We start from the raw sequence: 9,347 nt of genomic DNA, 5'->3' as shown, positions 1-9,347 counted from the left end.
TCACGCTTCCCGCTGGCATGGGATGCCCACCTCCCGACCGAAAATCTTGCGTTCTCGCTTGACTTTACGACAGATGTCGTAAACAATACGACCGGTGTCGTAAATGAGCTTGCGGTCGTGTTTCTTCTTTGATGCTTTGCCGATGAAATCATCGATGCGTCTTTCCAGCGGTGAGCTGGATTTGATGGATTTGTTGTGGCGTGAGGGGCCGTTGACGTTGGCCCAGGCCCATGAGCGTTTTGGCGCCGACGCGGTCGGCTACACCACAATGCAAACCCGATTGAATCGATTGGTCGACAAGGGGTTGGCAACCAAGTCGGGGCGTCCGGCGGAGTACGCCGCGGCGATCGAGCGTGAGCAGGCCCAGGCCGGCCATTTGGATCAGCTGATCTCAAAACTGTCCGGCGGCAGCGTCGTTCCCTTGGTCGCCCAACTGATGCAAAACCGACGCATCAGCCCCGATGAACTCCAAGAACTCAAGCAACTGATTCGCGACGCCGAACAGAGTTCCCCTGCACCGTCGAATGGTTCCGCGGAATCCGACGTGTCGCCGCCGACCGGTACGACGAAACGTGGTTCGAAGACGCGTTCGGGAGGCGAACGGCGATGAACACGCTGCTGCATTGTCTGGTCACGGCATCGCTGATGTTGACGATTGCGTGCGGAGTTGCCGCCTTTCTGCTGCGCCGGATGGACGTGGTCACGCCACGATTGCGTCAGTTCATTCTGTTTGCTGTGTTGCTGCAAGGGCTGATGTTGTTTCGGATGCCCGTGGAATTGCCGTGGTTAGAACCCAATCCGAATCCAACGACACCCGTTTCGGTCGCGGCGACATCCGAAATCACGATGTCGGTCGGCGATTCGTTGGCCGAACTGCGGACGCAGCCCGATCGCGATCGGTCAGATGCGATACCGGTGGCATCGGGACTTCTGGCGACCGAATTGCAGACCAACGATTTGTTTGCCCTTGTTTGGACCGAACTCGTTGCGCCGGCGGCGTTGATGGTTTGGATCCTGGGGATGGTCTCGATCGCCGGACGCGGTATCAGCCGCTATTGGAAATTGTGTCGTTTGGTTGACCAACTCGATCCGGCACCCGCGTCGTGGCAATCCCAGTGGCAGCGGGAATGCCGGCTTCGTGGACGCGATGCGCCCGAGATGTTGGTATCCGGGGCTGCCGGTCCGATGTTGGTTCGCCGGCCGCGCGGATACGCCTTGGTGGTCCCCGCGTCGTTTTGGGAGTCATTGACGGTCGATCAGCGGCGCGGCGTCTTGTTGCATGAACTCGCCCACCTTTGTCGCCGCGACGTTTGGCGTCAGGCGATCGCCCGAACCGCCGTTGCGTTGCACTGGTGGAACCCGGCCGCGTGGTGGTGTGTGCGCCGCTATGAGGAATCCGCCGAATGGGCCTGTGACGAATCATTGACACGCACCGATCCGGCCGCCGCCACGGGGCTGGCCGCCAGTCTGGTGCGGCTGGTCGAATTCATCGACCACACGCCCGCCACTCCGCCACGCATCGCCGGCGGGCTGGGCGTTCAATCGATGGCTGCACCCCCGCTGACCGAGCGAGTCACTCGCTTGCTGAACGCTTCCTCCTCTTCTCCTTCCAGAGATTCCGTCATGAAACGTCTACTCTTGGGACTGATAGCTGCCGGCTTGGTCTCCGTCTCGGCCGTGCAATTCCGTTTGGTCGCCGCGGACGCCGACGGCCGATCGGCATCGTTGCAGGTGTTGTCCTCGGATTCCAAGGGCCAGATCCAGACCTTGCGTCAGCGATTGAATCCCAACGACAAAGCCTCGTCGCAGCTCGCACGATTGCTTGACAGCGAATCCGGTCAAGTCGCGTTTGCCGGTGTGATCGATTTATTGAAGGGAAAATACCGAGACTCCGCGCGAGCCGAAGCGCTCCCGCGTTTCGTCGAAAAACATTTCGACGTCGCCCCCGACGGCACGTTGGCCCTGCGCAGCGACAGTCGGCAGGCGGCCGAATCTTGGGTGCAGCAATCTCGACAACTCGGCCAGGTGCTCGATTCGATGCAACGGCGGATGAAGGGTGTCGCCGAGCGGCTGGATGATTCCAGCGAAACCAACCAAATGGCTCGCCGCATGCTGACCGACGATCATGTCGGCTATGCGATCATGTTGGACGAATTCGATGGCCGCAGCGATCCGATCGAATTGTTCCTCGGCAAGGCACTGGAAAAAGTGCTCGTTCGCCGAGACGACAAGATGGTGGTCATTCCGACGCTCGGTGCCGACGGGCGCCGACAGATCGAGCGTTTTGAATTAGCGACCGAGGTGTTTGAAAAACTAAAACATGAACTGCCCGATTTTGCCAGCGAGTTCGCGACGCCGGACGAACGTCATGAACGCCTGGTCGCCAAGTTAGACGATCCCGCGATGGCCGCCGTCGTTGCCTTGCACCTGACGAAGGAACACACCCGGTCGGCGACCGCCGCCGTGGATGAACTGTTCGTTCAACTGGAAAAGATCTCGCGGGACACGGCCGCCGGCCTCGTCATTGAGAATGAAGAAGCCTGGCAAAACCTGGAGGAGTTGCTTGAGTTGGCCGATCGGGCGGGCAATCGAATCGACGCCGTGCGTGATCGGCTGGTCCGGGTCGAGGCGGATCTGGACAAGAGTGATCCGTTGACACAACGTTTTGCCACCCAGATCAATTCCGGCGTGATCGCTTTCCAAGTCGCCGTCGATGTGCCGTACGCCGACTTTGACCTGGGCAAGCACGTCGAAGGAATGGTTTCTCAGGTCATGGAGCCGGCAGGTGAAAACGGATTGCGCGTCCGTGACGATGCGGCCGAACAGGTCAACCAACGAGCCGGCGAACTGCTTGCCGCCTGTCGCACCATCCGGCGTTACTTGCGCCGGATCGATGACGTCCGCGATTCGATGGCCGATCGCCAGTTGGCCGAGTCGCTCGATGGACCGGGCCGGATGCTGCTGTTGACCGAGATCCGCCGCCTGGCCGAGCAATCACAACTCGACACGATGGAACTGTTGGCCAAAGAGTTCTTCGTGGTGGATGAAACAACCGGTCAATGGACCGTGCATCCGGAGCGAGCCGAAGTGGTCGGTCAATTGACCAGGCGGGCCAAGGAGCTGGAGGAAGAATTGGCGAAGGATGACTTTTAGGTCAACGGTCAGAATCAACCAATGTGGGATAGGCTTCCAGCCTGTCGATCCAGAACAATGACAGGCTGGAAGCCTATCCCACGGTTGGCACTGAGGAACATTGCAGATGAAAGCTCATCGTTTGGTTTACGTTGCACTTCTGACCATCCTGTTGGTGGTTGCTGACGTTGCGTCGACGGCAGATGCCACCGACGCGCCGATCGATCAGATCTTGGCAGCCGTCCATCTCGATGCCGGGATCACTCCGACCGAACGTTGTGACGACCCAACGTTCCTGCGACGCATTAGCCTGGATCTGCTCGGACGCGTTCCCACCGTCGACGAGCTGGATCGGTTTGAAGCCGAAAAGGACCTCGCAGGAACGCTCGATGACATGCTGCGTTCTGAGGAATTTTCACGGTATTGGTCACAGCTTTGGACCACGATTCTGGTCGGCCGCGGCGAGTCGCGGCAAGTCGACCGCGAGGCTCTGCGTCGGTGGTTGCAAACACAATTTGAACAGCAGTCGCCCTTGGACCAAATCGCATTCGACCTGATCTCTGCCGAAGGGGTGACGACACTTGACGGCGACGTCAATTTTTTGGTGGCCAACCGCGAGGACCCCGTGACGCCCGTGTCGCGGATTTTCCTGGGAGTCCAACTGGATTGTGCGCGTTGCCACGACCATCCGTTGGACCGCTGGACACAAGCCGATTACACCGCGATGCGCCGGTTCTTTCAAACCATCTCCCTGCGCGAAGTCTCCGGCGGCGTTCAACTGGTGGATTCCGGAGCCCGGGTTGATTTGGCCGGCCGGAACAACACGGCGGACACCACGCCTCGGTTTTTGACCGGTTCGCGTCCCCGTACGGCGGCGTGGCGACGCGAACTGGCGTTGATGACCGTGCGGTCCAAGCCGTTTGCCAGGGCGATGGGCAATCGGGTTTGGCAATTGTTGATCGGCCGCGGCATCGTCGACCCCGTTGATGGACTGAGCCAAGCCCATCCGCCGAGTGTTCCGGCGCTCCATCAAGCGTTGGCGGACCAGTTGCGCGGCAACGGTTTTGACCTTCGCGGATTGATTCGGACCATCGTGACCAGTGACGCCTATGCGCGAATCTCGCCGCACGTCGATGCGGCGGACCGGACCGAGGCAATCGAATTGTTTGCCGGGCGAGCACCTCGCCCGCTGCTGCCCGAACAGTTGATCGCTTCGTATGCGACGGTGATGAAGCGTGACCTGCCACCGCCCGATCGCTTGAACACCTTGGCGGTGGAATTCATCGGGCAATCGGCCGCCGAAACGGGGGCGATCGATCCGCTGGCGTTGCAACGAACCAGTCAAGGGTTGCTGCAGGAACTCGCAGCGGAGACGTCGCCGCCGAGTGGAGACCTGGATGCAATCTTTCGCGCATCCTTGTCGCGTTCGCCGGATGATTGGGAACGTCAACGGTTGGACGGCGTGCCGGGGACTGATTTGTTGTACGTGTTGTTGCACGGAAATGAATTTGTATTTAGTCACTAGGAAAGTGGGACCGGCTTCCAGCCTGCCATAAGCTTCACAAGGTGAATCATGTCACTGCTAAAACGTTTCAACCGCCGCCAGTGGATGAACTGTGGATCCGCCGCCGGGATTTCCACGTGGCTGGGAAGTCTGGTTGCGGGGGCCGCGGAATCGCACCGTCCATCCGCCCCGTTCCGCCGTTGCATCACGTTGTGGATGCAGGGCGGACCGAGCCAGATGGAGACCTTTGATCCGAAGCCGGGGACCGAAACGGGCGGTCCGTTGCAAGCCGTCGCGACCCGCGTTCCGGGGATGCGACTCTGTGAAACGCTCTCCGATCTGGCCGGCTATGCGGATGACTTGTGCCTGATTCGATCGGTCGGTTCGAATCAAGGGGAACACGATCGCGCGTCACACCTGCTGCACACCGGGTACGAAAAGATTGATTCCTTCCCGCGTCCCGCGCTCGGTTCCTACGTCGCGTCCACCGGACCGGCGGCGGAGGTGCCGGGGTTTGTGACGCTGGGCGACTTGGTTTACGGGCCGGCATTCTTGGGCACCGATCATGGGCCTTTCGTCATCAATGACCTGGGAAGATCTATCCAGACCATTCGAAGTGTCCAACGCCGCAGCGATCGGCTGGAGTTGTTGACCGAGTGGAATCGGCGTTTCAATTCCGACCGTGGCACGAGTCAACTTCGGCAGCGATCCGAGCAGATCGATTCGGTGCGACGTCTGTTGAAGTCCTCGTTTGCCGATGCGTTGAATGTTTCCGCAGAGACGGATTCTACCCGGCGCCGCTACGGCGACAGTGATTTCGGACGCAACGTCTTGGCCGCGCGGCGGATGTTGGAAGCCGGTGTGCGGTACGTCGAAGTGCAACTGCCTGGTTGGGACACGCATGTCGGAAACGTCCCCGCCGTTAAACGGTTGTGTCAGCAACTTGAGCCGGCTTGGATCGCGTTGATGGAGGATCTCAAGGCCAACGGGCTGTGGGACGACACGTTGATCGTGTGGATGGGCGAATTCGGACGCACACCGACCATCAACGGCCAGAACGGACGCGATCACTACCCCCGCACGATCCCGGTGACGTTGGCCGGGCGTGACATCGGAGGCCGGGTGATCGGGTCGACAGGAACGGATGGGCTGCCGCAGGACGACGAACCCCGCAGCGTGGCAGACTTGATGTACACGCTGATGACGTTACTGGGCGTCGACGCAGATCAAGACTACACGACCGGTTTCGGAAGCCCGACCACGGCGACCGACGGTGGGGAGATGATCCTGTAGCACGCCGGTGTCCAGGCTTTCGCCGCCTCACATCCTCCCCAAAATCCGATCGAGCGAATCAGAGGTCTGATAGATCAACGCTTCAGGGTAATGCGGATACGGGTGGAAATACTCAAACGTCACGTAGCCTTCGTAGTCGATCTTTTCTAGTTCGTCCATCACCGCGGGCCAATTGGTCGTCCCGTCCAGCAGCGGCCGAAAGGTTTCCAGCGAGTAATCGGTTCCTTTCTTCGTGAACTCTTTGAAGTGGATGTTCTTGGTCCGCTTGCCCAGGATAGGTACCCAGTGCTCGGCGTGTTGGAACATGGAAATGTTGCCGGTGTCGTAGTGGACTTGAACGGCGTCGCTGCCGAATGAGTCGACGAAATCGTTCATCTCCATCGGCGTCATCAGGAACCCGTTGAAGAAGATGTTTTCCATGTTCAGCGATACGCCCTTCTTTTCCGCGCCGCTGACCAGTGAGCCGACGGCCTCGCGCGCCAAGGCTTCACATTTGTCGTTGGGCACCGGCGTGTGATCGTCGCGCCAGGGGATGTGCACGGCGCCGGGGACGACCAGCAGGTTTTCCACCTTCATCGTCGCCGCGGCATCGGCCATCAATCCGGCCAGTTCGATTCCGCGGTTGCGTTTGGCCGCGTCCAGGCTGGACAGCGGGTAGGGCCAGAACAGGAACGAACACAGGCCGCTGATTTCGATTCCAATTTCGTCCGCCAGATTGCGAATGCCGACCAAGTCTTTGCGTGAAGCTTTCGGGGACAAATCGTTGTCCAGATCATAATTCAGCTCGATCCCGTCGAAACCGGCGTCCTTGGCCAGTTGCATGCACTCGCGCAGCGACATCCGATCGGGATAAGGAAACGCCCACTGGTTGATCGACTTCTTGGCGCGATAACGTTTGGGAGAGGATTTACGAGCGTCCTTGGTCGGCGCAGCCGGCGGAGGGGACGCATCCTGTGCATTGGTTGATGCAGCCAGTGCCATTGACGTGGACGCCAGTCCAGCGGCGATCGCATCGCGGCGGCTGACCGTTCGATTTTGTCCCAGGGGGACGCAACGATTTTGATTTGTCTTTTCCATCTATCCTTCCGTTTGTGTATTCGTCTCGGTGGATCCGTTATTGTAGTGGTGCGTTCCGCACCGTCTCTCTCCCCCTCCTTTTTTCAAACAAGGATTCTAACATGCCCTTCGTCCTCCCATTCGGACGTGCCCTGTCCGCCTGTTGTTTCGGAGTTCTGTTAGCCGCATCGAGTGTCATGGCCGCATCATCCGGAATGACGTTGGGGCCGGTCGAGCTTCAATCGGTCGGGCCGATGACCTTCGCCACCTCGGGGGTGCTGTTGGTCGGTGACCCCAAAGCGGCAACGGTGTACGCGATCGATACCGAAGACGCAGGTGATCGCGGCAGCGGTCCGTCGATTGATGACTTGCAAGCCGCGATCAAATCCTCGTTGGGCTTGTCCGGCGACGTCGAAATCGGCGAGTTGGCAGTCAACCCGGACACCGGAAACACGTTTCTAAGCATCGTCGCCGGCGGCCAGGTTCATCTGTTGAAGGTCGATGGCCAGAGCGAGATCACGAAAATGAACTTGGACAAGATTCACCACACGTCCAAAGCACTTCCCAATCCGCCGGAGGACAAAGACGTCACGCGACGCGGACGCACTCGCAACGCCCGCAATTCATCGATCACCGACGTCGCCTTCTTCGAAGGCAAGGTGATGGTCACGGGATTGTCCGCCGGCGATTCGCCTTCGCGTGTGATCGAATTCCCGTACCCGTTTGCTGACAACACGGTCACGACCAGTGTGGACATCTTCCACGCCGCCCACGGACGCGTTGAAGATGCGACGATCCAAACCTTTTTGCCGATGGTCGTCGACGGAGAGCCGAGCTTGTTGGCCGGATTCACTTGCACGCCGCTGGTCCGTTTCCCAGTCAACGCTCTTGATGGTTCGGAAAAGGTGCGTGGAACCACCGTTGCCGAACTCGGAAATCGCAATCAACCCTTGGACATGGTGGTTTACGAAAAAGGCGGCAAGACTTCGATCCTGATGAACAACTCGGCCCGCGGGATGATGAAAATCAGCACCGAGGGAATCGGTGAGAACGAGGGACTGACCGAACCGGTTCGCGGCGGCGGGACGGCAGGTCAACCTTATGAAACGATCGACTCCTTGTCCGGCGTGAAGCAAATGGACAAATTCGACGCCAGCCACGCCGTCGCCATCGTCGATGTCAAAGGGACCCTGGCCCTGCAAACGATCGAACTGCCGTAGGGTGGTTTAAGGCGAGCCGCTCCCTGTAGAGGTCGTGCGGTTTTTTAAGTCGTTGATCCTAAAGGGTTTTGCAAATATCCCTGGCCGCCCTGAACCACAGGAAGGTCGATTGCCCACGGATGGCAGCGCGAACCCACGGATGTAATGCGGCCTGAGATCCGTGGGTTCGCGCTGCCATCCGTGGGTTTTTCGTTTTCCCCAGACCTACTGCCAAGGGGAGTGAAACGCGTAAACTTCTGTCTATACAGAATTTGATAACCGCACGACCTCTGTTTGGGAGGAGGCCTTGGGCGATACCCAAGGCTATGGGTGTGAACGGCATTTGGCTGAATGATCGCGATACGATTTCGTGCAAGCTACAATGGGCGAATGAAATCGACCCATTTTCGCGACGAACCTTCGACCTCGGCGTCTTTGTTGGCCCGCGCGCGGGACGGTGAAGCGGAAGGTTGGAAACAGCTGGCCCAGGTCTACGGGCCGATCGTCTATGGGTGGGCGCGGCGGTGTGGTTGCCAGTCCGCCGACGCCGCCGATGTGATGCAAGACACGTTCGCCTCGGTCGCCAAAGCACTCTCTCGGTTCGACGACCGACGCGACGGAGCAACCTTTCGCGGTTGGCTGTGGACGATCGCCCGCAACAAGATCCGTGACCGGGCGCGGATCGCTGCCGAGGAAAGGGCCGCCGGCGGGACGGCGGCCAACTTGGCTTTGATGCAGGTTGCCGACGCCCACGCGATCGATGCGGAGGATCCGCCGACGACCGCCCAAGCCGACTCGCTGGATGCCCGCCGCCGGATGATCGAACTGTTGCGCCAATGTTTCGACGAGCGAACTTGGCGGATGTTTTGGGAAACCGCCGTGATCGGCCGCCCGCCGCTGGACGTCGCCGACGAGATGGGCGTTTCAAAATGGGCGGTCTACAAAGCTCGGGCTCGCGTGTTGCAAAGGTTGCAGGCGGAGATGAAAGGGCTGGAATGAGGTGGTAGGAAGATTTTTTGGTAGGAAGATTTTGAGGGTAAGAAGATTTTGGTCAAAAAATTTGGTGGTCAAAAAATGTTGGGGAAGATGGTGAGGATGGAGATCAGCAGGCTTATGCCTCCATTTTTTGACCAACCCATTTTTTGACCCACCTCCCACCTCCC

The 9,347-nt window shown here is 59.3% G+C and carries 7 protein-coding genes; 6 read left to right on the top strand and 1 reads right to left on the bottom strand.

Going from position 1 to position 9,347, the window contains the following annotated elements; genetic code table 11:
• Positions 1–142: 142 nt before the first annotated feature.
• From H1B37_RS32110 to H1B37_RS32095, 4 genes are all read left to right on the top strand, one after another.
• Complete coding sequence (locus tag H1B37_RS32110) at positions 143–610, top strand: BlaI/MecI/CopY family transcriptional regulator (protein WP_182871373.1); 468 nt, start codon at positions 143–145, stop codon at positions 608–610.
• Positions 607–3,153 carry a M56 family metallopeptidase gene (locus H1B37_RS32105; RefSeq protein ID WP_182871372.1) on the top strand — a complete coding sequence of 849 codons (2,547 nt, stop codon included), beginning with the start codon at positions 607–609 and terminating at the stop codon, positions 3,151–3,153. The genes H1B37_RS32110 and H1B37_RS32105 overlap by 4 nt, the downstream gene beginning before the upstream one ends.
• Before the next feature lie 106 nt (positions 3,154–3,259).
• On the top strand, positions 3,260–4,657 hold the full coding sequence (locus tag H1B37_RS32100) for a DUF1549 domain-containing protein (protein ID WP_182871371.1): 1,398 nt from the start codon (positions 3,260–3,262) through the stop codon (positions 4,655–4,657).
• A 48-nt stretch (positions 4,658–4,705) separates the two neighbouring features.
• On the top strand, positions 4,706–5,929 hold the full coding sequence (locus H1B37_RS32095; RefSeq protein WP_182871370.1) for a DUF1501 domain-containing protein: 1,224 nt from the start codon (positions 4,706–4,708) through the stop codon (positions 5,927–5,929).
• 27 nt (positions 5,930–5,956) lie between these two features.
• On the opposite strand, the gene H1B37_RS32090 is transcribed toward H1B37_RS32095, so the two are convergent.
• On the bottom strand, positions 5,957–7,006 hold the full coding sequence (locus H1B37_RS32090; protein ID WP_286178461.1) for a sugar phosphate isomerase/epimerase family protein: 1,050 nt from the start codon (positions 7,004–7,006) through the stop codon (positions 5,957–5,959).
• A 101-nt stretch (positions 7,007–7,107) separates the two neighbouring features.
• Here H1B37_RS32090 and H1B37_RS32085 point away from each other — a divergent pair, with 101 nt between their 5' ends.
• Together H1B37_RS32085 and H1B37_RS32080 are read left to right on the top strand one after the other, a co-directional pair.
• Positions 7,108–8,205 carry a hypothetical protein gene (locus tag H1B37_RS32085; protein ID WP_182871369.1) on the top strand — a complete coding sequence of 366 codons (1,098 nt, stop codon included), beginning with the start codon at positions 7,108–7,110 and terminating at the stop codon, positions 8,203–8,205.
• 369 nt (positions 8,206–8,574) lie between these two features.
• Positions 8,575–9,183, top strand: a complete 609-nt coding sequence (locus tag H1B37_RS32080) for an RNA polymerase sigma factor (protein WP_182871368.1) — start codon at positions 8,575–8,577, stop codon at positions 9,181–9,183.
• Positions 9,184–9,347: the final 164 nt, after the last annotated feature.

It is taken from the genome of Stieleria mannarensis (assembly GCF_014154935.1).
GTDB classification, from domain to species: Bacteria; Planctomycetota; Planctomycetia; order Pirellulales; family Pirellulaceae; genus Stieleria; species Stieleria mannarensis.
Note: the sequence above shows the minus strand (reverse complement) of the source record. Positions and strands in the feature narration are given on the sequence as shown.

Bases quoted from the DNA above. Each gene is read 5' to 3' on its own strand.
- H1B37_RS32095 (WP_182871370.1), top strand. From the start codon at position 4,706: ATGTCACTGCTAAAACGTTTCAACCGCCGCCAGTGGATGAACTGTGGA.
- H1B37_RS32090 (WP_286178461.1), bottom strand. From the start codon at position 7,006: ATGGAAAAGACAAATCAAAATCGTTGCGTCCCCCTGGGACAAAATCGA.
- H1B37_RS32105 (WP_182871372.1), top strand. From the start codon at position 607: ATGAACACGCTGCTGCATTGTCTGGTCACGGCATCGCTGATGTTGACG.
- H1B37_RS32100 (WP_182871371.1), top strand. From the start codon at position 3,260: ATGAAAGCTCATCGTTTGGTTTACGTTGCACTTCTGACCATCCTGTTG.
- H1B37_RS32080 (WP_182871368.1), top strand. From the start codon at position 8,575: ATGAAATCGACCCATTTTCGCGACGAACCTTCGACCTCGGCGTCTTTG.
- H1B37_RS32110 (WP_182871373.1), top strand. From the start codon at position 143: ATGAAATCATCGATGCGTCTTTCCAGCGGTGAGCTGGATTTGATGGAT.
- H1B37_RS32085 (WP_182871369.1), top strand. From the start codon at position 7,108: ATGCCCTTCGTCCTCCCATTCGGACGTGCCCTGTCCGCCTGTTGTTTC.